Source organism: Vibrio sp. S17_S38 (assembly GCF_014694375.1).
GTDB lineage: Bacteria > Pseudomonadota > Gammaproteobacteria > Enterobacterales > Vibrionaceae > Vibrio.
The window spans coordinates 38,836-64,837 of the sequence record NZ_JAAUWW010000002.1 but is presented as its reverse complement, the minus strand read 5'-3'; the positions used below and the strand labels follow the sequence as shown (position 1 = coordinate 64,837).

The window sequence follows — 26,002 nt, the reverse complement described above, 5'->3', positions numbered from 1 at the left end:
ACTATTGCGAGACACTTGCATATAAACTAAACAAAATTTCTGAAAATCACCACAAAAACACATACAATCTCTCGCCCAAATATTTTTTGTTTTGATTATTGATCAGACACAGGAAGGCCCTATTTATTAACGAAGGCGATATACCCTATGACTTATACTCATCAAACGATTTCAGATTTGAAAAAAACAAGTCCTGCACAATCAGAATTTTACCAAGCAGTAGAAGAAGTATTAGACTCTCTTGAGCCTTTATTAGAAGACGGTGACCGTTACCAAAAACAAGCCATCATCCAGCGTATGATTGAGCCTGAGCGCCAAATCATGTTCCGTGTACCATGGATGGATGACAACGGAGACATTCAAGTTAATAAAGGTTACCGCGTTGAGTTTAACTCGGCCTTAGGCCCTTATAAAGGCGGCTTACGTTTTCACCCAAGTGTTAACGCCAGTATTATTAAGTTTTTAGGTTTTGAGCAAATGTTTAAAAACGCTTTAACCGGGCTTGCTATTGGCGGCGGTAAAGGCGGTGCAAACTTTGATCCTAAAGGTCGCTCAGATGCTGAGATCATGCGTTTTTGTCAATCATTTATGACCGAGCTTTATCGTCATATTGGCCCAACAACCGACGTACCTGCGGGTGACATTGGTGTTGGCGCACGTGAAATTGGTTATATGTTTGGCCAATACAAGCGTTTGACCGGTCGCTACGAAGGCGTATTAACTGGCAAAAGCCTATTATGGGGCGGCTCTTTAGCGCGTAAAGAGGCGACAGGTTATGGCGCCGTTTATTTTGCCCAATACATGTTAGAAGATCGCAACGATTCATTAAAAGGCAAAAAATGCCTTATTTCAGGTGCCGGTAACGTAGCCATTTATGCTATAGAAAAGCTGTACCAGCTAGGTGCAATACCGGTTAGCTGTTCAGATTCACGTGGTACTATTTATCACGAGAAAGGCATCGACCTTAACCTATTAAAAGACATCAAAGAAGTTCGCCGCAAAAGCTTAGACGAGTATTTGCAAACTCATAGTGATGCTCAATATGTGCCTACTAGCGACTATCCAGAAGACGGCCATGCAGTATGGCGCTTTAAAGCAGATGCCGCATTCCCTTGCGCCACACAAAACGAATTAACTGGCGAAGATGCCAAGGCATTACTAGCCAACGGCTGTATTGCGGTTAGTGAAGGCGCGAACATGCCATCAACCCAAGCGGCTATTGATGCATTTATTGATGCAAAAATCGCTTATGGCCCAGGTAAAGCAGCTAACGCTGGCGGTGTGGCGACAAGCCAACTAGAAATGTCGCAAAATGCCAGCATGCAAAGTTGGACCTTTGAGCAAGTAGACGAAAGGCTAAAAGAAATTATGAAAAATATTTTTGACGCCGCTAACGATACTTCTATTGAATTTGGCCAACCTGGCAACCTAGTTTTAGGTGCCAATATTGCAGGTTTCAAACGTGTAGCCGAAGCCATGATTGAGCAAGGTCTAGTGTAATATCATAAGAACATTGGCAAAGCGTTTATCAACGCAAAAATGTCAATAGATACCGCTGGTTCCAAACCCGGAGCCAGCTATCATTACCACTGTTTAGTTAATGCTCTATTAACCTAACTTTTTCCAACGTCTTTAAATATCTATCAGCAACAGGGACCATATCCCGTGTTTTAATTGACTAAATTATATATCTATGAGCAAATCGAGATAGCCAGCCATATTTTGCCCTTCTAATTAACTTGTTATATTTAGCTATTAAAGCTCAAGTAATAGCATTCAATCACTCATTTTTGAGTGATAAGATCGGCTTACGTGTACTAGACTTATCAGCTTTAATGTTGGCTTGATAAGCAGTTGAGCACTGCCGACCACGAACAACCAAGTACCACTTTCAACGAGTGAACTGGTGAGAAAGAAAAAACTGCCAATCAAAAACCACAACGCTATTAGAAAATCATTTATCGCACCCAATGCTTCATATCTACGCTGAATAATGATGTGCCTTTGGTCTAGGTCGAATGCAAATTGATTGCTATCTTGATTCATATGACTCCATTGATTGTTGACACGAACTTGCCTAAAAAATATAACGCCGTGCTCTGCGGAAATTTGGGAGCGACAGCGAGTAAATTTTCCGTAGCAGCACCTTGTTATACGCTCTTCACAGGCCAATTTGATTTTCAATAAATGACTGAAGAACACCTGTTGCCACATCACCAATTTTGCTACCGGCCGAAACAAGAAAACCTTTCAGCCTGTGTTTTGCTGTTATTCGGTCTTCAGTTTTGGCGCTTTCATCAGAAAGCTCATGTACTGAAGATGCAAGAATAGCCTTATCTTTGCCAGCATATTGGTCAATAAGTTCCAGTAACGTCTTTGCATCAGTTCCTAGGTGTTGATCTCCTATGATTTGTTGCGCAACCACGCCATTTACAGACTCAATGACTTGCGGGTTTATGTTAACCGTTAAGCTATTGTTTGGCGCAGGTTGAATTTTCCTATCAATTGTTAGCGCGGAAGAAATACCACTTGCAGAAGGTACGCTTGCTTCAACAACTCTTTCAATAACTTCCCAGTCGTGATCAGTTCTAACATGCTCTGAAAGCTCGCTTTCTAAACCATGCCTAATAGCAAGAATTTTTCTTTCTCTTTCTTGCTTAATGTCTATATGTAACCTTCTAGCTTCTTTGCTATACCGTTCAACGAGGTTAAATACTTCACTCTTATTGAGGTCTTTCGATTCCAATAACGCCTGAGCAGTTTCTGGATTGGAAACGCATGACTCCATAAAACTGGAAAATTCATCGAATTTCTGAGGGAGTGAATTTGGTTCCACACCATCACCGCCAAAGAATTCGTAAACAACCCCTTGATTTGTTCTATATTGATCCTGCCTAACATTTAGTCCGGATACTTTGTGTAGATACTCTCTAAATAACTGCAATAGCTTTTCAGCTTCATTTGCCCACATTCTTTCTGAGGGAACATAGATCCTAAAAATTAAGTTGCTTTCATTTTTGTCTATGAATGAAGATGCTATCAGGGTCATCTCAACATTCTTCTGATAGGGTATTATTGATATTTCATGATGTTCAAAAAGCGAAAGTACCTCACCAACAACTTCCGAGTTTGGAGGTTGAAATAAATCGTCATAATGGGACCTCAAAAACTGATAGTCTTCATCAAGCTCAGGATCATAGTCATTTAATTTCGCAATATATTCGCCATGATCGTTACCTTTTTCTCCAGTTAGGAGCGACTCATGAGACAAAAATACATTGGGCTTTGTCGATATAAGCCCTAATAGCTCTTCTCTCAAGCCCTTATATTCCTCTTCGCATAGAATATCAAAGGACGAGTTGGTTAATTTAACGACTACTGAAGTGACTTCGTACTCATTAAAAATATCTATAATTGTTTGCCAGTTTTCAGGGCTCGATTCAAGCATCTTTCTTTTATAAAGTGTTCCCACCGCTTTTAGCTTGGCAGTAACCCCCTCACGATCTGCATTCCCTAAAAAGAGGACTATCTTTTCTTTTTCTAACATCTAATTCCCAATTTTTGATGTACTGGATTTTGCGTATAACGCTTTGCTAAGGTGTGAGTAACGCAATACAAAAGCTACCGCAAACTAAAAATGCCACACGTTACGAATCACTCTTAAGCAATTTGTTAGCTTATTGACGTGTGTATTTGGTCAAATAGTGTCATAGCTTCTTTTTGGCTAAATTCAAAATCTAAGATTTTCAAATCAGGAAGTGTGAAAAATACATCTGGATCACTATGTCGAAACATAGGTAAATTTAGACCTTTAGCTCTCGCCATTTGAAACGCCTCTCCCACTTCTTGCTCTCTTTTATTCATATCTTCCATATGTACAAAATATCCGCCTTTTAAAACTCCCGACTCATGTGAGATAGAAGGGAATATTTGACCGATATTTAGCATTCGTTTCTCTCTAAAACCAGCTATACACATATTTAAAAAAATAGATGTGTAAGGATCTCTATCTATTACTTTTTGATATGCCTGCATTTTTATTTTCTCATCATGAATCATTCCAATGCCACTGGCTATAATTTCTGTTAATGGTTTGACACCTAATGTTTTTCCTGACCAATATTGTTGCATCCATTCATCATCATTATCAGAACCTAGGAAAGTTGTAATCCATTCTGAATCTACATTGGTATAAGTGTCAGCCGAAAAAAATACTTTTGTTATATATTTTTTATGTTTAGTCAGATTCCAACGATCTAGAGCCATATTAGCCATTTCAAAAGATTCAAAGAAATAAACCCCTTTTAAACGAGAGACTTTTTTAGGGAAGGAAGCCTGCCTAACCAATTCAAGTTTAAACTCGTCTATGACTAGTTTTGAATTAGGATTTGCAATATACTTTTGCATCTGAGAATAGAACCATATTGAAACTCCCAAATTATGGTCATGACAACTTGATTTAATTCGACCTATCGCTACCTCCCAAGCTACCATTGGGTGGTCAATATTGAGATATGCATATAAAATTCTATTCATCTGGTTTTGGGGTTTCTTTGAAAGCTAACAATTTAATAGACGGAAAAATCCGTATAGTCTTTCCGTCTATCTTCTCAATCACTTTTTTAAACAGCAAGCTAAACAACTAAATTGATTCATAAAATATGAATTCACCTCATATTTATTCATCATAAAATGCGGAAACAATCCGTATAGTTCACCAAAGTTAACTCATAGTAAAGAACTGTGGATTTACTCAGTAGCTAGAACTAACCGAAAACCAGAGCTATACCTTTGATTCATACATACCTAACTTTTCTGACTAAAAGTCCAATTGTTCCAATTCCAAACCACTCAGATTTGACAACATTTAACATGAGAAAATATATGGAAAAGGGTAATCATTATAGCAGTTGCAAGGTTACTGGCTAACGCTGTTTTGGGAATAAATAAATCACTCACATCAACCCTGCCCTCCCTTGGCTGTAAATCTTGATGCCAAGTATTTTTCATTGGTTAAGAGAGGGAGTTATTTGTGATCGCTTGTTGTGTAATGGTATTAGCGTAAAAAAACACTGTAAATATTCAGCGCGTGATAAGTAGATTCCTGCTCTCGCTTAGGCTCGGCTGGAATGACGCACTGATAATGTGCGGTGGATATTGGGTAGATATTGAAACTACAAGAGATAAAAACTAGCACTTCCCCTTGATAGATATCAGATTAGTAAAAGTATCTTGAAACCTTAAATGTTTATTATGTGCAAATTATTCGCAGAACTAAAAATGCACTTGTAGCAGTCATAGCAACACCAAGAGTTACGTACGAGCTATGGATTAGCCAATAACGCTTTTTCTTGTATTTTTCATTAGCTTTCCAACACTGTTCCTCTTCCGGCTTTCTCAACTCTTGTGTAAGTGCGAAGAATCGCTTCGCATCCACACGAAGCTCATAGAGGCATAGCACAACAGTAATAACAAAACTGATTAAAGCGGCAGAAAGTAAGATTTGCTCTAGATCTGAGTATTTCTGATCATCTTTAGTCAGAGCCAAGAAGAAAACACCAGTTGCACCTGATGAAACCGATAGAATGTAAGATCTTAGTCGATTTCCTGCATCTTTAGCTAATTCATGATATTGATTAATTTCGTCCTGCATACTTCATCCTGAACATAACGCCGCGTTAAGGTGCGCAGCCGCGTGTGCCATAATCTTAAGCGAAACGAAAACCGGCACACGTTGCGGAGTCACTCTTGAACGCCTTGTTATACGATTTGCCAACTTTGAGTCTGAACGTTCCAAGAGTAATAGTAATCACTAGATGTCGACTCTCCCATTAACGTATAGCTATATGACACCTTGAGCTTATATCTGTATAGGTTATCTAAAACCGCTTGGGCAACGCCATTGTCTGCCAAATACTTCAAAGTAGGGAAATCCCTATACCTATCATCACCGGGAGACAAATTCATAGTTTCAGAGAATAACCTTGGAATTAGTATTTTCTCACCTTCAGTCTCTAAAGCTGCTGTAATACTTAAAGATCTACATTCGTTATCACTAAGGTTTGCATACCTAATTATTGTTTGATGTACCTCTTTCTGAACGCTATTCACATCTATGATGCACGAGCCATTATGAACCTGAATCATCAGCTTAGGCTTTTGAGACTCTTTAAAAACGCTCAAGTTTACAAAATATCCGTAAACAATGAATATCGCGGAAACTAGACCGCCTATAGCCGTAACTATATAGACAATTAGAGTTAGTTTTTCATTTAGCGTTAAATCTTGACAGATTAGCCATCCGCCAAATACAACACCTAGCACAACAAGTGCTGATGATAAAAATATTGGTAGTTTCATTTTACTCCTATCGTATAACGCCTAAATTACCGGAAATATTTGTGTAGTGAGCGCAGCGAACGAAGCAAATGTTTTCCGGTAGATTTACTTGTTAGATTTATCACTGGCATCTTCCAAGTCATCATCTTTCAATGTTTTCAATTTCATGGCAAGAACCATCGAAATCATTGCTACCATAGTTGCCAATACAACAGTAAAACTTGGAGCAGCAAGATCGAATATTTTAGAAATTCCGCCGCCAGAAGAAATACCCAAGTCTTTAATTAGAGTAACAGACATCGTCCCCATCGCAGCGGTTAAACCGAGAATAGCACTCATTCTTGTAACCAGACGACTTCTATAGTCGGATTCCGAAATTTTACGTTCTACTTCTTCTACGGTTTTTAGGTCTAGTGCCTGAGAGGCTTGCTCTCTTTCTTTTATTAAGTGAGCCAAAGTTTCACAATAGTTTTTTTTCGTTTCTGATGAGATAAAACTTGAGTCCAATATTTCTTTAATTAATTCTTCGGCAATCTGTTTTGGCCTAAACACATCATCACGAGCCACTTTGTATTTTCTCGCTGTTGCGTTAATTAAAGAAGACAGTACTTCTTCATCAGGAATGTGCCCCTCAGAAATCCCAGGTCGAAGTGCATACACAACTTCCTTATTCACCGTAGCGAGTTTTTGCACATACTCCTTGTCATCTTTCTTCGAAAAGATGTATCGGGTAATTAAAGTTACAAGAAGACCACTCAAAAGGCCCCCTCCAATACCTACCACCCACGCATTATTAAGAATATCCATAGTTCTCTCTTGAAAATCTAACGCCCGCTTAAGGGGCAGCCAACGCTACTGCCAAGCTTCCGCATAACACCGTAATCACAAAAACCAACGCATAGTAAAAATGCCGCGCGTTGGCTGTCCCTCTTGAAGCGTTTGTTATGTTTTGGGCCAATGGGTACGATTTAGACCATAAACAGCATGATCTACAACTCGGCCATTCAAATTTTCTGCGCAACTGATTATGCCCTCAAGCGAGAAACCTAAACGTTCACATACATTACGACTTGGAATATTTTCGCTCGCTGCTGATATCTGAACCTTTTCCATATCAAATTCAGTAAAAGCCAAGTCGGTCAGTTTTAAAACTGACTTACTCACGATACCTTTACCTTGGTATTCAGAGCTTAACCAGTAGCCAATCTCTACTTTTTTCAGTTGACGGTTAATACTGTTAAAACTGATATTTCCAACCAACTTATCTTGGTAAATCATCCCACAAACTAAGGATTTTCCATCAGCATAATCATGCAATGAACTTTTGATAAAGCTAAGAAAAAACTCTTCATTGCTTGCATGAGGAGGCCAAGCTAACCATTGACTCAAGTACTCCCTCTCTCGACTGACAATTCCAAGATAGGCCGAAGCAAACTTGGGAGTAACCAAAGCCAGTTTCAGATCGGTATCAACATCCAATGTAAACATGATTTCCTCTTAAAAACATAACGCTTAATAGACGGAATGCTTCTGTCTATCCCATATATCTATATTTACTAGCTTCCTTATATTTGGCAACCGTTTCGTTTTAAAAACAAGATCTTGCTACTCTCTTAATATCTTTACCAAGAAATAGACGGAAAATTTCTGTTCTACACTCTGGCATTAACTCTAAATAGGAAACCGAACGGTTAATACATAAAACCTAATAAGGCATTTCAGGCGTGATTTTTCACCATGTAAGCGAGTAATGTCGAAACTTGAGCAAGTAAATTTAAAAGTGCGTATACTCGCCGCCAAGCAAATTGCTCAACTCTATTTGGAAACGATCATGTCAAAACTATTCTTTAAAGGCCGTATCGATACGCGTCAAAACCATGTTAAATCGGGCTATAACGTAAACCGTGAGATCAAACTTGGTAGTGAAGAAGCGCCATTGTCTATTGTGGTAAATAGCCAAGATCGCCAAACTGAAATTGAAGCGATCCTGGCTCAACATCAATTGATTGCAAATATCACGCTTGATGCTGAACAAGAAGAAAATATGATTGAATTAGAGACCATTTTAAACAAACCAAAACCAACGACTTTTGAAAAAACACCAAACCGCAACGATGCTTGCCTTTGTGGTAGTGGCAAAAAATACAAAAAATGTTGTGGTCAATAATTTAGCTTAGTGACTCTCGTTAAGATCCTGAATGGTTGCCAAGTTTTTTCGAAAATTTCTTGGTGATCGACCATAGAATTTTCGGAATCTATGGGTAAAATTGAAAGGATCAGGGTAACCAAGTCGATGGGCGATCATGGCGATCGTCCAATCTCGGTGATGCAGAAGATCGGCGGCTTTCTCCATTCTTAAACGGATCAACTGCTGACTCGGTGAATGCTGGTACAGCAGCTTTGAAATTCGATTCAATTGCTCTTCACTCAAATAACTGCGCTTTGCGATCTCTTTCACTGTCCATGGTAAATGCAGTTGAGCTTCCACTTGATTAAACACGCTTTGCACTCGAAGTGATGCATTAGAAGGCTGGCTGTCAGTCGAACCTAATAAAATACGAGTCAATTCACTCAATAATAATTGCCTAAAAGTGGAACGACCATGCGCGTCTCTATCGACACCATCTTGATGAAGTAAATTCAGTAAAGACCACACAGATTCACACAAATGGGTTGGCTCAACTCGTTGCAGGCTATTCTCAATTTGCTGCCACTTGACTGTTGGTGGCAATAAAATCCAAGCCATTTTCCAACTTGGACTATCCGACAACTCAAAACGAAACGGGATATTTTCAGGTAAAACGGTAACGGTGTTTGGCGTAATGGCATAAATACCTTGCTCAGTGAGCAGTCGCCCTCCCCCTTCTTGAGTAAACAGGAGAGTATGAATTTCTGGGTGTTTACGCTCAACAATGTATCCATCAGATAACTCAGCTAATCCTGCCATGGTGATGCCTTCAGTTCCAAGCTCTGACAGCTCAGATTGGACAATAAACCGTTCCTTGCAACTATCAGCAAGATAAATCTTATCTTGCCAGTCACGCTGAGTAAGGTTTTGTTCAATGACGGATCCACACAGGTTTTCTCTGAATTCAAACATGTTGATTTACCCAAAGCTCTTCTATATTTGCAGCCTCATGATGAGGAAAACTGCCAATGTCCATTCAACCACAATCTTACGATCAAACCAACGTTTCACATGCACACTTACCGCCTCATCTTTTTTCAAGAATGGCGAAGTTAGCGCTGCCTGTTGCATTGCAAAGTGCGCTGGTTGCTATATTAGCACTAGCAGATGTATTGATGGTGAGCGACTTTGGTCAAAGCGCTACGGCTGCAGTAGGTATCGCCTCTCGCTGGCATTTTGTTGCCATCATGATCATGGCAGCATTGGCGACTGCTACCGGCAGTTTAGTTTCTCAATATTGGGGGAAAAATGATAAGACGACCGCTAAAACCGTCACCTTAATGTCTTTGAAGTTTGGCTCGATCATTATGGTTCCTGTCACTATTTTATTAGTCAGTTTTTCGTCTCAAATCATGCGAGTACAAACCAACGATATACAAGTGATTACCCAAGGTGCAGATTATCTTTTGTACAGCTTGCCATTGCTCATGCTCACCCATTGGGTCATCACAGCAGAAGCTAGCTTACGTTCAAGTGGTAATGCTGTTCTACCGCTAATCCTTGCAGCCATTACGATAGCGTTAAATATTGGGTTAAATTTATGGCTGATCCACGGCGGTTTTGGCGTTCCAGCTTTAGGCGTTGCGGGAGCGGCGTTATCCACTACCATTGCACGAGCCGTTCAAGTTTTACTGATCTTAGCCGTATTAAAATGGCAAAACCATTGGCTGATAAGCAGTGATTATGAAAAGAAAAATGATCGCTTATGGATGTCATACAAACGCTTAGCGATCCCAAATGCGGCTAATGCTGTGCTATGGGCTTTTGGAACCTTAACCTACCAAACCATTTTTGGGCATATGGGAACGACTGAACTGGCTGTATACAGTATGGTTGGCCCTTTTGAAGGTTTGTGTTATGCCATTTTTATGGGTATTTCAGTGGCTTGCTCGGTATTACTGGGTCAGTCTCTTGGGCGAGATGAATATTTGCAAGCACAAGCGATGGCGAGATTCTTTATTCGATTTATTTTTATCATGGGGATCATGGTTTGTGGGGTGTTGTTTTTTAATCGAGGGAGTGTGATTGGATTTTTAGATCTGGATTCTCCCGACTTATTTGAATTGGCAGAGCCTACTTTTGTGATCATGAGTTTTGCCATTATTATTCGCATGCTCAATATGCTGATCATCAATGGTATTTTACGCGCAGGTGGTGAAAATCATTTTTGTTTGCGTATGGATTTTATCGCCATGTGGCTGATTGGGATCCCACTCACGGCTTACGGTGCATTTATTGCCGATCTAAGCTTCTATTGGGTATATTTGCTTATGCTAGGAGAGGAAGTCGTTAAACTCAGTTTATGCTTCACCCGTTATTTAAAACGTAAATGGCTGAATAACCTAACTATTCAAACCATCTAACCATGAGTACTAGTTACTTAACGTTAGATGGTACAAAGGATATAAAAGTCCGAATGCCGTAGTAATTTGCATTCGGACTTCCTCCATTATCCGAATCTGAGTCTATTGATTTGCTAATGCCTTAAGTTGCTGAATAAAGGCATCAACTTGAGGATTATTCGGCGCTAACACTTTCAATTTTTGTGCATATTGTAATGCAGAAAAATACTCACCAATCTCAGCATATCCTTGAGCTAAAGCATACGTTAGATCCGGCCTAGATGGTGATAGCTGATACGCGCGAGTTAAGGCTTCGATTGCTTTTTTCGGTTGGCCTTGGTCTTTTAATAATATCGAATAAGTATAGTGATATTGAACATTATCCGGCGCTTTTAAGGTTGCTTGTTCTAACTCTGTTAACGCTTTAGATTTACTTTGGCTACGAACATAACTCATGGCTAAAGAATAATATAAAGAGGCGTTATCTGGCGCTATCTCCAAACCTTTTAATAAAACTTTTTGCGCTTCTATTTCATTGTTCTGACGACGATACACATCGGCTAAATTCACATAGGCGGGTACAAAGTTCGGTTCGACTTCTATCGCTTGATTAAAATTATTTTTCGCTTTATCCAAACGATTTAAGTTAATCGCCAAATTGCCTAGCGCGACATAAGAAAAACCACGATCGCTTTGGTAAGCCTGAACTTTACGGTACTCATCAAGCACTTCATTCAACTTATCTCGTTCTTCAGCCGACAATGTTGCAGACTGAGCAAGATCAGGCACGATAGGCGCCAGAACACGCGCCGCTTCCGTCCTAATAGATAAAGCAGAGTCAGATAATAATGGGCTTAATAAACGCCAGCGCTGTGCAATTGGAAGCCCTTCTGCAGCGTCAATCGCTCCTTGTTTTTTCAATACTTCATCACTTTTTACAGCTCGAGCAATCGCAACCATTGCATTCGCATCAGGCAAGGTCGCCATTCGAGTCAATGCGGAAGCTCTCACTATATCTGTGTAATTCGCATCTTGAGAGATTTTAGACAGCTCAGTACTCACCGTCAGCGCACCGGTGTCGGCTTGATAGAAAATATTGCCATAATGGGAACGGCCTTGATACTGACTATTCGGGTACCATGTTTTAAGAGATTGTTCAGCCCAACAATTATCTTTATCGGTATGACATTGGGTACACGCATTCGGAGAGCCTGTCGAAATACTTAAATCGGGTCTTGGCACTTTAAAGCTATGATCGCGCCTTGGATCCACTTGCATATAGGTTGTGGCAGGCATGTGACAATCAACACACTGATTGCCTTGCTTAAACTTAGCGTGCTTATGATGAGAATCCGTATCATATTCCGTCTTAGTGTGGCATTGAGTACAAGTATCATTGCCTTGCAGTTTTAGCTTACCAGAATGCGGATTATGACAATTGGTACAAGTCACGCCTTTCTCATGCATTTTACTTTGCATAAAAGAGCCCCAAACATACACCTCATCCGCAATTTGACCATCAGGATAATATAGATCGGAAGACAATAACGAAGGAGTAAACGCATTCACAATATCTTGGGGAGAGCTACGGTCTTGTAATTGAGCTCTGCGAGCATGGCAACTGGCACACGTCTCCACTTGCTGGCTATTCACCAGAGGTTGAACAGAAACCATTTTCCCATTTTCATTTTTATGGAACATAGGGGTGCGCATTTTGATATTGACGTCATACCCTTTGTTCGCAATATTCTTATCACCATTTGCCCATTTTATATGTTTCGCATCATCACCATGACAAGCATTGCAACTGACATTAATCGCTGAAAATTCAGGTTTATAGGTTTTGGTCGCGGTATCATAATTCTTTTTATAATCAGTTACATGACAATCTGCACACATCTGATTCCAATTTTGTCCCTTTTGAGTCCAATGGAACGTATCATTGGGCGTTTCATCAGGGTGAAGCACAAACCAACGTTGCCCACCTTTTTGCTGAGATCGAGAATCCCAAGCAAAAGGAATAAACTGCCATTTCCCCTTATCCGCATCGAATAAATACTGTTGTAACGGTTTATAACCAAAGGTATAGATAATATTTAAATGATGCTGTTCGCCTTGTTCATCAAAAAAATCCACCCATAGCTTGCCATCATCATCTTGAGAAAACGTCGCTGGCTTACCTAAATATTGAATACTGCGGCCATCAAATTGTCCTAAACTGTTTTTTTGTGTCGCTTTTTCCATGGCATGAAAGTGATCAGACCTTTTCCAATCTTCGACTTGCTGCTGGTGACAACTGCCACAAGACTCTGAGGCTTGATTAGGATTAATATCGTTAGTGGCATTAGCGAGGCTAAGTGCATTCGCCACGTTAAAAAGGCTGATCCAGCCCAAACCAATCATGAAACACAAACTCGTTATAAATTTCACACAAACCTCATTGATGAGTTTCTTCAAATAACGACGATAACCTTATCTTGATATCATCGCCTTGCTGTTCAAACTAAGTCGTTACGAGCATTAAAGTAAAGTACAGATAGTATGATTCTCTACTTTTCCAGCCCGATATTTTATGTTCTTCTTTTTGTATTCCAGTGCCTTATGAAGTTGCTCTCGTAACCATTTATGCCCTGCATCTTGTGTTCGGCTTGGGTGCCAGATAACGCTAACCCCCATTTCTGCACTTTCAAAAGGAAGTGGCAATAATTTCACCGGATATAAAGCTTGAAACGATTCAACTGTCGAGAGAGGTAATATACCGATAAAGTCGGTGGTTGATATCAGCGATAACATTTCCGCAGCACCTGGTATACGGTGGCGTATTTTTCTCATTTCAATACACTTCATGTGCTGATCACTCAATATGCTTCCCCTCACCTGCCACTGAGAAAAAGCCACATGTTCTTCAGCAAAAAAGGCCTCGTACGTTAATGTGTCACCCATTAATCTTGGATGTTCTTTTCGACAGATCACATAGCCCTTTTCAGTAAAGAGCACTTCATGTTTAAGGTTGGAATGAAACGATGGCGTAATATCAATAATAAGATCATACCGCTGTAGTCGAAGATCCGTTTCATAATCTTTAGTAAAGAGTGGATGGATTTCAAAATCTATATTGGGGGCGCTCTTTTGTACTAATTGAATTAAGCGATTAAACCACTCAAGTTCAACGGCTGAAACACACGCAATTGAGAAGGTTTTCTTTGAAACTTTAGGGTCAAATTCACTAGAAGCCAGTAAAGTGGCGTTGAAATTATTTAACGCTGCAAGCAAAGCAGGATAAACATCCAGCGCAAATGAGGTTGGTTCCACCCCTTTGCTTGAACGATGAAATAATGGGTCATCATAAACATCACGTAAACGCTTCAAGGCTTTACTTACCGCAGGTTGGCTAATTCCAAGACGTTTAGCGGCTTTCGACAAGCTTAACTCTTCATAGATAACAATAAATATTGGAATAAGGTTTAAATCTGCTGACTTCATACTATACCAACTAAAACAAGTGAGATTTCATCGTATAACGAACACAATAAGTTAACAGAATAACAACCAAACGTTTAACAAATCAGTGGGTTTTATTCATCGTTTTCTCTAACGCACTTTTCAATTTAAGTGGTTGAAGCCAATGATTTAAAGGCGCTTTATTGGCCCTAATCTTCTTCCAGTAACCTTTCATCTTTTTACTATCACGACTATGTTGAACTATTCCTTCCGTTAAATCTTGTAAGTCATCGACTTGAAAAAAAGCATTTTTATTACGTGCTTTTTTTAGTTTGATATACAACAACAAGCGAGCGGTTTTAAGCTCTTTTTTCATCACAGATTGATAAAATTGAATAACCAGTGGTAAAGGGTGATGACGATAATAGCGAACGGCCAAATACAACAATATTGTGATCGCTATGACCGTCATGATTAATGATGCCAACCAAACCCAATAGGTTTGAATAAAAGAATGCAAAGTATGTGTAATTTGAAAAGACTGACCTTCAATGTGAATGGTTTCAACGGTGTGATTTGTTGTGTTCCACCATGTCACATTAAACGCAGGGAAACTCACTTCCCCCCCTTGTTGCATCACATAAACCACTTTGTCTTCACGGGTCGATTGATAATCTCCGCGAACACTTTTATCCACTAATTTAGCGGGATCAGAATAAGCCTGATAATGAGGAGTGCTTTGTCCTTCTAACCATTGTGGTAATAAAATGGAAAGTGAATCATCCGCGGTGATTGTGAGAATGCGGGTAATAGTATCTCCCACTTTTAATTGATCATGACTGCTTTGCCAGTTTTGTGTAACGCTGACCTTACTTGCGGCAAACCACTGCTTCTTATCGGTCAATTGAGCATCTGGTAAGGCGGCTTTAAAACTGAACTCATGTGTCGTGACCGTACCTTGTGTTTTTTTACCGCTTTCTCCGGCAATCGTTGCTGTCACGGGGATTTGAGGAATCGTAAAAGTCCCTGAAGATTGAGGATACAATGTAATTTCCCAACGTTGATGAGACCATGTAACCCCTCCTTTACGGTCGGTATAATTCGTCGCAAGCTGGTTTCTTTGCTTAACGATCAAATTAGGGATATCAATTTTACCAATCGTCGTAGGCCCCAAGAACCAGCGTGGTGTACTAACATCAATCGTCAGTACAATTTGCTCATTCACTGCGTAAACTTTTTCTGAGTCTCTTGCTTGTGTTGTATGTTCAGGGCCAATCCAGGTTTTCACAGAAACAGAATATGGGCTTGAAGAAGGCGACACTTCATCAGCTTGCGCAATAGGAACAATACCTAGCCAAACTAACCACCAAAAAGTCAGCATTAAGCTTAATCGCTTCATTCTGGCACCTCTTCGTTTTCTGACGACACACTAGGTTGTTGCAGTTGCAGCATAAACTTACGAGCTAAGAAACTTTTAGGATCGGCATCGACTTTTTTGAGCCATTTATCTGCTAATTCATCGCTCCCCAAAATTTGTTCTGCGTTCAACGTTTCTTTTTCCATGACTTGGGCAGAAACTTGCTCTTCCGCCCCTTCGCCAGTTTGAGGTTGATCGCCAAGCTCTTTACTGGCTTCCGGCCCTTCTGCTGATCCCGCTTGGCTTTGGCTCATGCGATTCACATCTTCAACAATATTGTCGATCACTTGTAAGTTATTCTGAATATCTTTTAGCAAGCGAGGAGCAATATCTTCTTTTGCTGCAAGCTGTCGAAGTAAATTACGAGCTGCCACATATTCTCTTTGATGAGCGAGAGCACTTGCCGCGTAATATAAGCTCACATCGGAGTTAGCTTCAATAAACTCAGTCTGTGCCAGTTTAAATTCACTCGCATAATAATAAGCAATGCCTTTACGCATAGGATCGTTAAAATGTTTCGCCGCTTCAAGGTACTTCAAATCATTAAAAAGCCATTGACCTTGCTGGTCTGGGGTGAGCCATAGGTCCACCCACCATTGTGAAACCCGTTGCCAAGTTGTGATCTTTTGGGTCGCTGCCGGCTTTTGCGCTTGTAAGTAAACGGAAGCTTGAGCAGGTAATGGTAAAAATGACAACGATAATGCACCAATTAGGCACCATTGCACCAACCAGCCTTTTCTAAACCACAATAACGTCAGGATAGTTAACACAATAATAAGAAAGTGACTCATGTCTTTCCAAGGCATGGCTGATTCACCATTTATTTGCATATTGCGTTTAATTGCATTATTTAGCGTTTTTAGATCACTGTCGTCCACTGAAGCCATGACTAATCGACCATTCGTTTCACTTGCTAAGGCTTTAAGCGAATTCATATCAATAGGGTTATTGACCACAAGATCAGGGTTACCGGCGGCTAAAATTAATAACTGATAAGGTTTATCTTGAAAAAATTGTGTATAAGCATCAATAGCTTGAGGAGTTACACCATCGGTAACGAGCAAGACAGTTCCACCTAATTTGCCTTTTAATAGTTGGTCAATAATCGGTAGCGCCTTATCTGCGAACTTTCCCGCTTCCGGCATAATATTGGGACTAATAGCGGTTAAAAATGGTGTGAATACCGCGCTATCTTGAGTCAGTGGCATTGCGGTGTGAGCTGAACCCGCATAGACCACTAAACCGGTTTTTCCACCAGCACGTAAGGCTAATAGATCACGTATTTTTTGTTTAGCGCGTTCAAGTCGGCTTGGAGGTAGATCGGTTTCTAACATTGACTCAGAGTTATCTAGAACCACTACCATTTCAGCTTTGTCTTCTCCAAATGGCGAAGCCTCTCTTTGCCAAGTAGGACCAGCACAAATCAATAACCCAATAGTGATGCATAACGCTAAGACCTTTAACGGTAATTGTTTTTTCCAGCCATGCTCACCAATAGTTAACACTTTGTGTAAATGCTCAGGTAGCACATCAGCCCATTGTGGATGATCTTCAACGCGCCACCGTAAAAACCATAAAGCGCCTAAAGGGATAAAGCCCACTAGCCACCAAGGACGAATAAAATGAAATTGAGTCAACATTTGTTGCCACATGAGAGAATCAAACATGCTTGCTCTCCTGTGTGTTTATATCATTGGTAGGCTGAGAGGAACTTACTGAACGCCTCCTCCTAACTGTCGCGATAAGAAATAGACTTGAATATAAAACAATCACCACCATCACAAAGTAATGCTGCAAAGAAACTTTAGGGCGATAAGTCGTGCTTTCATACAGCTGAGGCTCTAAATCATTAATACTGGCATAAGCTTGCTTTAATCCATCACTGTCTTTTGCTTGATAAGCCTTTCCACCTGTCGTGCTAGCAATATGATTGATGATATCCATATCCATGGCTTGTTCACCAACGGTGCTTGGATCTCCCATGGCAATCACATGAATACGAACGCCTTTGGCGGCAGCAACTTTCGCTGCATCAATAGGTTCAACAAAACTGCCAGTATCATTACCGTCGGTGAGCACTATTGTCACTTTTTGGCGTTCTGAGCCTGGTGTGGTTTGCTCAAAAGTTTTAATTGCTAAACCAATCGCATCACCAAGGTGAGTACTCTCTCCCGCCATCGACACATCGGTTTGCTCTAACAGGGTTAACCAAGCATTATGATCCGCCGTAAAAGGAGTTTGAATAAAAGCGGCATCACCAAACAAAATCAGCCCTAGACGATCGCCCTTACGCTCTGCCACAAAATCTTGCAATACGGCTTTTGCTGCATCCAAACGATTAACTTTGTTACCTTGTTGGTCGGTAAAGTCTTGTTCAGACATCGAGCCGGATAAATCCACAGCTACCATGACATCTCGCCCCATACTTTCACGAGTTTGAGGCTCCCCCAATATCTTGGGCTGAGCTAAAGCAACCACTAAGCATCCCCAGGAGAGAACCAGCGCAATACGTTGCCACCAACTAGCCTTAAGCTGTGTGGCACCTTCAGAGGGCTCCTCCCCTATTGCTTCTATCAGTAAGTTGAAGAAGGGTACTTTGGTTGCAGTTTGTTTCGTTCGATAAGCTGGCAGTAAGAAATAAACCAATATCGGCAAAGGCAAAATCCAAAACCAATGAGGGCTAGCAAATTCAAGCGATGACATCATGATACTCTAGCTCCTTGTGGTTGATGTTCTCTTATCCAAAATAAGCAATGCTGATGAATTCGCTGTTTATCTTCCATATTCAGCGCTTCTTTACGGCTGTTAAGTGACAGCATCCACCGTCTAAGCAGTTCGGCTTCAATCTTAGAGCTATCACTAGGAATATACGCATTCAAAGCTGTCTGAAATTCTTCACCATACAAAGCTTGATCTGCAGGGTTAAGATAACCCATCACACGCTTGATGATCACAAAAGCTTGATACTCAAATTGAGAATTATTGATATCTAGTGTGTTAATGACCTCGATAGCCTCACGTCGATAGCGATCTCCCCACCAACGTTGTCCTCGCCGGTAAAGCCAGAGGATAAGTAATACTAAGCCTACTCCGGCTAGTATTTTCCATCCCATGGTTTGTGGCCACCAACTCACAGGTTCAGGCAAGCCAACTTCCTGTAACCCTTTCAGAATGTAACTCGAAGGCGGGGTGGGGTTCGTACTCATATCAACCTCCAACCGAACGTTTGTATTGCTTGATATGGTCACCACGAGTATCTAAATCAATGAAAGGTAAATTGTTGATCGCCATAATTTTGGCTAATTGATCTCGTTTTATATGACTCGTGGCGCGGAGAGTTTCATTGGCAGTGTCAAGCTTTGATGCTGTATCCAAACTAAGCTGATAGTGACCATCCCCAATCACCCAACGGCTATTTATTACCTGATCAGGTAGCCACTGCTCCATAGGATCTGAGATCATTAGACTCAAAATGTCATTATGTTGCTGTAGGTGTTGAAGCCTTTTAATATCCAGCTCAGTCGTATCACTCCAATCACTAATCATCACAATGGTTGCCCCTTTTAGTTTTAACTGGGCAATACTTTTAACCCAATCACTAAAGTGCACATGGTTGGCATTCTTAGATTCAATATTTAATGCTTGGTTATGCCGAGCCATTTCATTGAGATCTCGTAATAAACCATTTTGAGAACGCTGGGCTTTATGATGAATAATGCGTTGTGGAGTGATAAAGCTAAAGCCGACTCGATCATTATCCTTGAGGACTCTCCAGGCGGTTAACGCGGCAATTTCGACTGCGACTACAGATTTCATCGTATCTTGCGAGGAAAAAAACATCCCACTACGCTGATCAACGGCAATTAATACATGCCGATCTTTCTCTTCGGTGTAGGTTCTCACATGAGGTTTTCCGGTACGGATCGTTACCTTCCAATCTAAATTACGAATATCATCACCTAGTTGGTAATGGCGAAGCTCTTCAAAATTAAGTCCTCTTCCTCGAAAGCGAGAATTATGTCGCCCCGCCAAAGCCGTTCCTGCATTCATTTGCGGTAAAAAACTAAAAGCGTGAGATTGTGATTGAAGACGAACTAAACGAGAAAACCCGCAATACACTCTAGGGTCAAGGTTTTGAGTTGCCATAATGCCTCTCCTAACCGATTGCTACACAACTCAATAACTCATCAATCACTCGCTGGTGGGTCACTCCATCGGCAAGTGCATCATAGGAAAGAATAAAGCGATGGCCCATCACCATCGGCACCATGGCTCTTATATCGTCAGGTGTTACATGATCTCGGCCATTGAGCCAAGCATGAGCACGGGAGCATTTATCCAGAGCAATCGAAGCACGAGGGCTTGAACCAACTTGAATCCACTGATGTAACGATGAATCAGGGTAATCACTTGGTGTACGAGTCGCCATCACTAGGTTAACGATGTAATCTTCAGCCATATCAGAAACTTCAATCGCTGCGATTTCTTTGCGCGCATCAAAAACCGTTTGAATATCAAATTGAAAAGTAGATTCATCGGTGGCCCGAGATTGTAAGCTACCTTGTTCTTCACTACGCACTAAACGGATAATATCTTTCTCTGCATTGCGCTGCGGATAATCGACATTCACTTTCAATAAAAAGCGATCCATTTGCGCTTCGGGTAAAGGATAAGTCCCTTCCTGTTCTATCGGGTTTTGAGTCGCCAATACCATAAATAATTCTGGTAATTGATGTGTTTTATCTCCAACGGTAATCGTTCCTTCTGCCATGGCTTCAAGTAGTGCAGCTTGAACTTTTGCTGGCGCACGGTTGATTTCATCAGCTAACACTAGGTTATTGAAAATAGGTCCAGCTTGAAAATGTAACTGGTGGTGACCGTCAACTTCTTGATATAGCTCTGCTCCTGTCACATCAGAAGGTAATAAGTCAGGAGTAAATTGGATGCGACCAAATTGAGTGTGCAAAGCATTAGCTAACGCCTTTACTGAACGAGTTTTCGCCGTACCCGGTAAACCCTCCAATAAAATGTGTCCGCCAGTTAATAAACCTATAACTAAAGCATTAACCACATGAGATTGCCCAATCACGGACTGTTCAACATGTTCGACTAAATATTTAATAGAATCACGATTGATTGTCATGTTCACCTCATATAATCACACAAAAAAGATCCTTTATTGCAGTATATACGTATAAAAAATAACTTCCGGTTATAATACTTATAATTAACAATTAAACCAATACCAACGGGGGATTGCTCCAAGAAAACAACTTCATTAACAATCACTTCACATATATCCCCTGACTTTTCAAGAAAATGGTTTAAACTTGTAAAACGTTAGATATTTCATCATCAGATTGGCGATAAAATATCAGCAAGTGACGCAAACGAAGGGAGTGGTACATACCGACCTTTTCATGGACTATCGCGCTGGAGGATTTCATGCGTAATTTTTTTAAAACGGCAATAGTGATAAGTGGGGCATTAGCTTCATTTAGTAGCTTTGCCGCATCGGATAAACCAAATGTTTTAGTCATCATGGGTGATGATATCGGTCAAACCAATATTTCCGCCTATTCAATGGGTCTTGTTGGCTACCACACCCCTAATATTGATAAAATTGCTAACGATGGTGTTATTTTCACTGATTATTATGCAGAACAAAGCTGTACCGCAGGTCGATCTACCTTCATTACAGGACAATCAACGCTGCGTACTGGTTTGGCCAAAGTAGGCTTACCTGGAGCTGATGTTGGTTTACAAGCTCGTGATGTCACTATTGCTCAACTCTTAAAACCACTTGGTTATGCAACTGGCCAATTTGGTAAAAACCATTTAGGTGACCGCGATGAGTTCCTACCTACCCAACATGGTTTTGATGAGTTTTTTGGTAACCTTTACCATTTAAATGCCGAAGAAGAACCGGAACAACGTAACTACCCGACTGACCCTGAATTTAGAAAGAAATTTGGTCCACGTGGTGTTATTCACTCTTATTCTGACGGAAAAATTGAAGATACAGGTCCACTGACTCGTAAACGTATGGAAACCATTGATGAAGAAACCTCATCTGCGGCAATGGATTTCATGGAAAAACAAGTTAAAGCGGATAAGCCATTCTTTGTTTGGTGGAACGCAACTCGTATGCACTTCCGTACCCATGTGAAAGAAGAGCATCGTGATAAGCCTGGTCTTAACTCACGCACTGAATATGCTGATGGTATGATTGAGCATGATAATCAAGTCGGCGCTATTCTTAAAAAACTTGATGATCTAGGTGTAGCGGATAATACCATTGTGTTATATACCACCGATAATGGCCCACATAAAAACACATGGCCAGATGCAGGTAATAGTCCATTCCGTAGTGAAAAAGTCACCAACTGGGAAGGTGCTTACCGTGTTCCTGCTATGATCCGTTGGCCTGGCCACATCAAACCAGGCAGCATTGCCAATGGTATTGTCAGTGGTCTTGATTGGTTACCAACGTTAACAGCGGCCGCTGGTGAAACAAAAGTGAAAGAAGAGCTGCTTAAAGGTAAAAAAGTTGGGGATAAAACTTTCAAAGTTCACCTAGATGGTTATAACCAATTACCTTACCTAACAGGCAAAGTAAAAGAGTCACCACGTAAAGAATTCTTCTACTTCAATGATGATGGTCAATTAGTTGGTCTTCGTTATGAAAGTTGGAAAATCGTCTTTATGGAGCAACGTACGAAAGGGACGTTAGCTTTATGGGCAGACCCATTCACACCACTGCGTACTCCTAAGCTATTTAACTTACGTTCAGATCCATATGAAGAAGCAGATATCACATCTAATACCTATTGGGATTGGGTAATGGACCATGTTTATCTCTATGTACCAGCACAAGCTTACGTAGGAAAGTTCTTGGAAACATTCAAAGAGTTCCCACCAAGCCAAACACCAGCAACATTTAACTTAGATGACGTGATGAAGAAACTTTCTGAAGCACCCACCACTAAGTAATTAATTGAGCTTATTCGAAGTAAAGTCATATAGGGCCTGCCACTAATTGCAGGCCTTATTTTTATCAAATTAGACAAAAAATAGCGTATTACTCGTATTGATTAAGGGCACATTATGAAATTTTTACGGATATTAAGTGTGGTGCTAGTCACTGTAATCAGTCATCAAGTACTCGCCAGTACGGAGGTAGATCCCCTACCATCATGGAATGATACCGCGGCTAAAAAAAGTATTATTCAATATGTTCAACAAACTACCACTCCCGACTCAAAACAATTTATTCCCGTATCCGATCGTATTGCGACCTTTGATAATGATGGGACTTTATGGGCAGAGAAGCCGGTGTATTTCCAACTTTATTTCGCCTTAGAACAAATAAAAGAGAAAGCGAACCAACACCCAGAATGGAAGACAGAAGAACCTTTTGCATCAGTATTAAAAGGGGATTTAGAAGGAATCAAAAAGTCAGGCATGGAAGGCTTAATGAAAATTGTAATGGCGAGCCACGCAGGCATGAGCAGTGATGACTTTGATGCCGCAGTACAAGCATGGATAAAAACCGCTCGTCACCCTAATACCAAACGTCCGTTTACTGAAATGGTCTATCAACCGATGATAGAACTATTACACTACTTACAAGACAATGATTTTAAAACCTATATTGTTTCAGGGGGAGGAGTGGACTTTATGCGCGCTTGGGCATCTGAAGTCTACGGTATCCCTAAAGAACAGATTTTAGGGTCTTCGCTCAAACAAGAATATAAAGTCATCGATGGTAAACCAACTATCATGCGTTTAGCTGAAATTAATGTGAATAATGATAAAGCACAAAAGCCATTATCAATTCAAACCTACATTGGAAAAAAACCGGTTTTCGCAGCGGGTAATTCTGATGGTGATTTAGAAATGTTGCAGTGGACAAAAAGTTCATCGTATTCAAGCTTTGCACTACTCATTCACCATACCGATGAAAAGCGTGAATGGGCTTATGATAAAAACTCTTCCGTTGGTCATTTAGAAAAAGCGCTTCCACTGGCTAAAAAAGACAACTGGAACGTGGTTGATATGAAGCAAGATTGGAAACAAATTTTTGCGGATTAAAGTCTAATCGAGCGTAGATGAACTTAAGGGGCTGTCCTAGATAGATAATGATCTAGGATAGTTTTATGTGACAATTTAATAGTCTACCAGAAGACCATTTTTTATATGTATTTAAAATAATACGAGTAACGATTTAATTACCGCAGCTCAAATAGAAAACTAAGAATTTAAAATCAACAAGTTAAAAGCAGTGTTAGTTAGTTAGTTAGTTACTTAAGATAAACACTTGTAAAATATAACAGTATCGAAAGAAAAACACCGAGTTTATGGGCTCGGTGTTCAAGATATTCATACTAACAAATCACAATATTATTCTTCAATTTCTGCGTTGTGGTAAACCTGTTGAACATCATCACAATCGTCGAGTAAGTCTAAGAATTTTTGGAATTTAACTAAATCGTCACCCGTGACTGGAGTGTGCGTTTGAGGAACAAAAGTAATTTCCTCAACGTCCACAACAAGATCTGGATACTCAGCACTTAATGCTGTTTTTACTTTAAAGAACTCAGTATGTGGTGCAAATACAGTGATCATGCCATCTTCAAGTTCAATATCAGTGACATCAACATCTTGCATCATAAGTGCTTCAAGAATCGAATCTTCATCTTCGCCAGCAAATTGGAACACCGCTTGGTGGTCGAACATATGCGCAACGGTACCAGGGCTACCAATTTTCGCACCCGTTTTAACGAAGCATTGGCGAACATCTTGGAAAGTACGGTTACCGTTATCGGTTAAGCAATCGACAATCACACTTGCGCCGCCCGGAGAAAAGCCTTCATAACGTGCAGGTTGGAAGTCTTCACCACCTCCGCCATTAGCTTTGTCTAGCGCTTTATCAATAACATGCACAGGCACATTATCTCGTTTGGCTTTAGTAATAAGATGTTTAAGTGATAAATTCATATCTGGATCAGAGCCGCCATTTTTAGCAGCAACGTAAATTTCTTTACCGTACTTTGAATAAACTTTAATTTTTGCGCCTGCTGTTTTTGCCATTGAGGCCTTGCGCACTTCAAAACTTCTTCCCATGGGAATATTCTCTCTGATTTTAATTTTATGCTGAATGTGACCACAAGTTTCTATGCAAACTTATGATTTCGGACCACGACCGCCATACTAATGAAAGCTATGCTACTCCCATAATCCGTTTGTATTTTTGTATTGCTTGCTCAAAAAAAGTTCGCTCATTAGGGTCGCGGATTTTTTCGGCTTCATTGAACAACAATTCCGGTCCAGCTTTCGCTTGCTTTAATTGCCATACAAAATATGAAGCTTGTTTATCCAATTCGATCTTGTTTTTTTCTGCTGGTGGCAGCAAAGATAGATTAATCGACATAAGATGGCCTGTATTTTGGAGTCGTAATACCCCGAAATATACCATAGGCGTAAACGAAAAATAAAAGATATTGCGGGATTTTACAGTGTAAATTAATAAAACAGGGTGAATGGCTCACCCTGCCCATAACTTATCTTAAGATTTAGTATTGATTAATGGATCAAACCTAATTCTCTTGCTTCTTCCAACGTTAATCCGCTTTCACGAATTTCTCGTAATGTTTCGATTCTGCGTCTTGCCTCAGCACTCTTCATTTGTTTTGAATCCGCTTGAGCAATTGAGTCATCTTTTTTGTCCCAAGATGTCGTGATATCGGTCATGTCATCATGATTGATTGAGTTAATTGACATAAATACCTCCAGAAAAGCATGTAGAAACAAGATGAATATTAAGCAAGAAATGATCACCTTGTTAAGTGAATAATATAGAGATTGTGACTTCAATCAGACTTAACTTACAACACAGCCAATTAAGCAAAACAATGCAGTTTCCCTTTGCATATAAATTGAGTGCTGTAGCAAAAAATGTCCATAAAAAAGCACCTCTTAATCGGACAACCATATCGCCCTTTCATCACCAACTATTTTGTCTTCCATAATAATAAATAGCAGATCGCGCGCATTTTAGATAAATTTTTATTTCTAGCAAGTATCTATTTATAATTTTGCTATTCGTTATCGGCGAAAAGCATTCATCAAAGTAATAAAAATGTTCACGCCAAATATTCTAACATCCAACTAACTAAGGAAGCATGATCAAGGTTAACCTTGATCATGCTTCCAAAAAAACCCAAAGATAATATCGTTGGGTTTGATGAATTTTATAATAAAATCATTAAATTA

At 40.2% G+C, this 26,002-nt stretch carries 24 protein-coding genes; 5 read left to right on the top strand and 19 right to left on the bottom strand.

Going from position 1 to position 26,002, the window contains the following annotated elements; translation table 11 throughout:
* The first annotated feature begins 147 nt into the window (after positions 1–147).
* Positions 148–1,500: an NADP-specific glutamate dehydrogenase gene (gdhA, locus tag HC725_RS01830; protein WP_190330065.1), complete on the top strand. Its 1,353-nt coding sequence runs from the start codon at positions 148–150 to the stop codon at positions 1,498–1,500.
* Between the two features lie 276 nt (positions 1,501–1,776).
* Here gdhA and HC725_RS01825 read toward each other — a convergent pair whose 3' ends face one another.
* The 7 genes from HC725_RS01825 to HC725_RS01795 form a co-directional block, all read right to left on the bottom strand.
* Positions 1,777–2,046 carry a YrhK family protein gene (locus tag HC725_RS01825; protein ID WP_190330064.1) on the bottom strand — a complete coding sequence of 90 codons (270 nt, stop codon included), beginning with the start codon at positions 2,044–2,046 and terminating at the stop codon, positions 1,777–1,779.
* A gap of 115 nt (positions 2,047–2,161) precedes the next feature.
* Positions 2,162–3,547 carry a hypothetical protein gene (locus HC725_RS01820; protein ID WP_190330063.1) on the bottom strand — a complete coding sequence of 462 codons (1,386 nt, stop codon included), beginning with the start codon at positions 3,545–3,547 and terminating at the stop codon, positions 2,162–2,164.
* A gap of 125 nt (positions 3,548–3,672) precedes the next feature.
* Positions 3,673–4,536 (bottom strand): hypothetical protein, encoded by an 864-nt coding sequence (locus tag HC725_RS01815; protein WP_190330062.1) that lies wholly within the window; start codon positions 4,534–4,536, stop codon positions 3,673–3,675.
* 715 nt (positions 4,537–5,251) lie between these two features.
* Positions 5,252–5,653 carry a hypothetical protein gene (locus tag HC725_RS01810; protein WP_190330061.1) on the bottom strand — a complete coding sequence of 134 codons (402 nt, stop codon included), beginning with the start codon at positions 5,651–5,653 and terminating at the stop codon, positions 5,252–5,254.
* Positions 5,654–5,760: 107 nt separating this feature from the next.
* Entirely contained in the window at positions 5,761–6,360 is a 600-nt protein-coding gene (locus HC725_RS01805) for a hypothetical protein (RefSeq protein WP_190330060.1), read from the bottom strand.
* A gap of 84 nt (positions 6,361–6,444) precedes the next feature.
* Positions 6,445–7,146: a hypothetical protein gene (locus HC725_RS01800; RefSeq protein WP_190330059.1), complete on the bottom strand. Its 702-nt coding sequence runs from the start codon at positions 7,144–7,146 to the stop codon at positions 6,445–6,447.
* Between the two features lie 135 nt (positions 7,147–7,281).
* Complete coding sequence (locus tag HC725_RS01795) at positions 7,282–7,827, bottom strand: GNAT family N-acetyltransferase (RefSeq protein ID WP_190330058.1); 546 nt, start codon at positions 7,825–7,827, stop codon at positions 7,282–7,284.
* Between the two features lie 343 nt (positions 7,828–8,170).
* On the opposite strand from HC725_RS01795, the gene HC725_RS01790 reads away from it, so the two are divergent.
* A complete protein-coding gene (locus tag HC725_RS01790; RefSeq protein ID WP_190330288.1) occupies positions 8,171–8,506 on the top strand; it encodes a PBPRA1643 family SWIM/SEC-C metal-binding motif protein in 336 nt (111 codons plus the stop codon).
* A gap of 6 nt (positions 8,507–8,512) precedes the next feature.
* On the opposite strand, the gene HC725_RS01785 is transcribed toward HC725_RS01790, so the two are convergent.
* Positions 8,513–9,439, bottom strand: coding sequence for an AraC family transcriptional regulator (locus HC725_RS01785; RefSeq protein ID WP_190330057.1), 927 nt, complete (start codon positions 9,437–9,439; stop codon positions 8,513–8,515).
* A 56-nt stretch (positions 9,440–9,495) separates the two neighbouring features.
* Here HC725_RS01785 and HC725_RS01780 point away from each other — a divergent pair, with 56 nt between their 5' ends.
* Positions 9,496–10,890 carry an MATE family efflux transporter gene (locus tag HC725_RS01780; RefSeq protein ID WP_190330056.1) on the top strand — a complete coding sequence of 465 codons (1,395 nt, stop codon included), beginning with the start codon at positions 9,496–9,498 and terminating at the stop codon, positions 10,888–10,890.
* 102 nt (positions 10,891–10,992) lie between these two features.
* Here HC725_RS01780 and HC725_RS01775 read toward each other — a convergent pair whose 3' ends face one another.
* From HC725_RS01775 to HC725_RS01740, 8 genes are all read right to left on the bottom strand, one after another.
* A complete protein-coding gene (locus HC725_RS01775; protein ID WP_342365911.1) occupies positions 10,993–13,299 on the bottom strand; it encodes a tetratricopeptide repeat protein in 2,307 nt (768 codons plus the stop codon).
* A gap of 90 nt (positions 13,300–13,389) precedes the next feature.
* A complete protein-coding gene (locus HC725_RS01770; RefSeq protein WP_190330055.1) occupies positions 13,390–14,352 on the bottom strand; it encodes a LysR family transcriptional regulator in 963 nt (320 codons plus the stop codon).
* 82 nt (positions 14,353–14,434) lie between these two features.
* A complete protein-coding gene (locus HC725_RS01765) occupies positions 14,435–15,709 on the bottom strand; it encodes a BatD family protein (protein ID WP_190330054.1) in 1,275 nt (424 codons plus the stop codon).
* Positions 15,706–17,394: a VWA domain-containing protein gene (locus HC725_RS01760; RefSeq protein ID WP_190330053.1), complete on the bottom strand. Its 1,689-nt coding sequence runs from the start codon at positions 17,392–17,394 to the stop codon at positions 15,706–15,708. The genes HC725_RS01765 and HC725_RS01760 overlap by 4 nt, the downstream gene beginning before the upstream one ends.
* A complete protein-coding gene (locus tag HC725_RS01755) occupies positions 17,387–18,433 on the bottom strand; it encodes a vWA domain-containing protein (RefSeq protein WP_190330052.1) in 1,047 nt (348 codons plus the stop codon). Before HC725_RS01755 ends, HC725_RS01760 begins: the two co-directional genes overlap by 8 nt.
* Positions 18,430–18,933 carry a DUF4381 domain-containing protein gene (locus tag HC725_RS01750; RefSeq protein WP_190330051.1) on the bottom strand — a complete coding sequence of 168 codons (504 nt, stop codon included), beginning with the start codon at positions 18,931–18,933 and terminating at the stop codon, positions 18,430–18,432. Before HC725_RS01750 ends, HC725_RS01755 begins: the two co-directional genes overlap by 4 nt.
* A 1-nt stretch (position 18,934) precedes the next feature.
* Positions 18,935–19,873 (bottom strand): DUF58 domain-containing protein, encoded by a 939-nt coding sequence (locus HC725_RS01745; RefSeq protein WP_190330050.1) that lies wholly within the window; start codon positions 19,871–19,873, stop codon positions 18,935–18,937.
* A gap of 10 nt (positions 19,874–19,883) precedes the next feature.
* Complete coding sequence (locus tag HC725_RS01740; protein ID WP_190330049.1) at positions 19,884–20,870, bottom strand: AAA family ATPase; 987 nt, start codon at positions 20,868–20,870, stop codon at positions 19,884–19,886.
* A gap of 302 nt (positions 20,871–21,172) precedes the next feature.
* Between HC725_RS01740 and HC725_RS01735 the strand changes: the two genes are divergently transcribed.
* Together HC725_RS01735 and HC725_RS01730 are read left to right on the top strand one after the other, a co-directional pair.
* Entirely contained in the window at positions 21,173–22,720 is a 1,548-nt protein-coding gene (locus HC725_RS01735; RefSeq protein ID WP_190330048.1) for an arylsulfatase, read from the top strand.
* A gap of 114 nt (positions 22,721–22,834) precedes the next feature.
* Positions 22,835–23,821: an HAD family hydrolase gene (locus HC725_RS01730; protein WP_190330047.1), complete on the top strand. Its 987-nt coding sequence runs from the start codon at positions 22,835–22,837 to the stop codon at positions 23,819–23,821.
* Between the two features lie 309 nt (positions 23,822–24,130).
* On the opposite strand, the gene HC725_RS01725 is transcribed toward HC725_RS01730, so the two are convergent.
* From HC725_RS01725 to HC725_RS01715, 3 genes are all read right to left on the bottom strand, one after another.
* Positions 24,131–24,853, bottom strand: coding sequence for a YebC/PmpR family DNA-binding transcriptional regulator (locus HC725_RS01725; protein WP_190330046.1), 723 nt, complete (start codon positions 24,851–24,853; stop codon positions 24,131–24,133).
* 97 nt (positions 24,854–24,950) lie between these two features.
* Complete coding sequence (locus HC725_RS01720; RefSeq protein WP_190330045.1) at positions 24,951–25,160, bottom strand: DUF3283 family protein; 210 nt, start codon at positions 25,158–25,160, stop codon at positions 24,951–24,953.
* 152 nt (positions 25,161–25,312) lie between these two features.
* Entirely contained in the window at positions 25,313–25,510 is a 198-nt protein-coding gene (locus HC725_RS01715) for a PA3496 family putative envelope integrity protein (protein WP_190330044.1), read from the bottom strand.
* Positions 25,511–26,002: the final 492 nt, after the last annotated feature.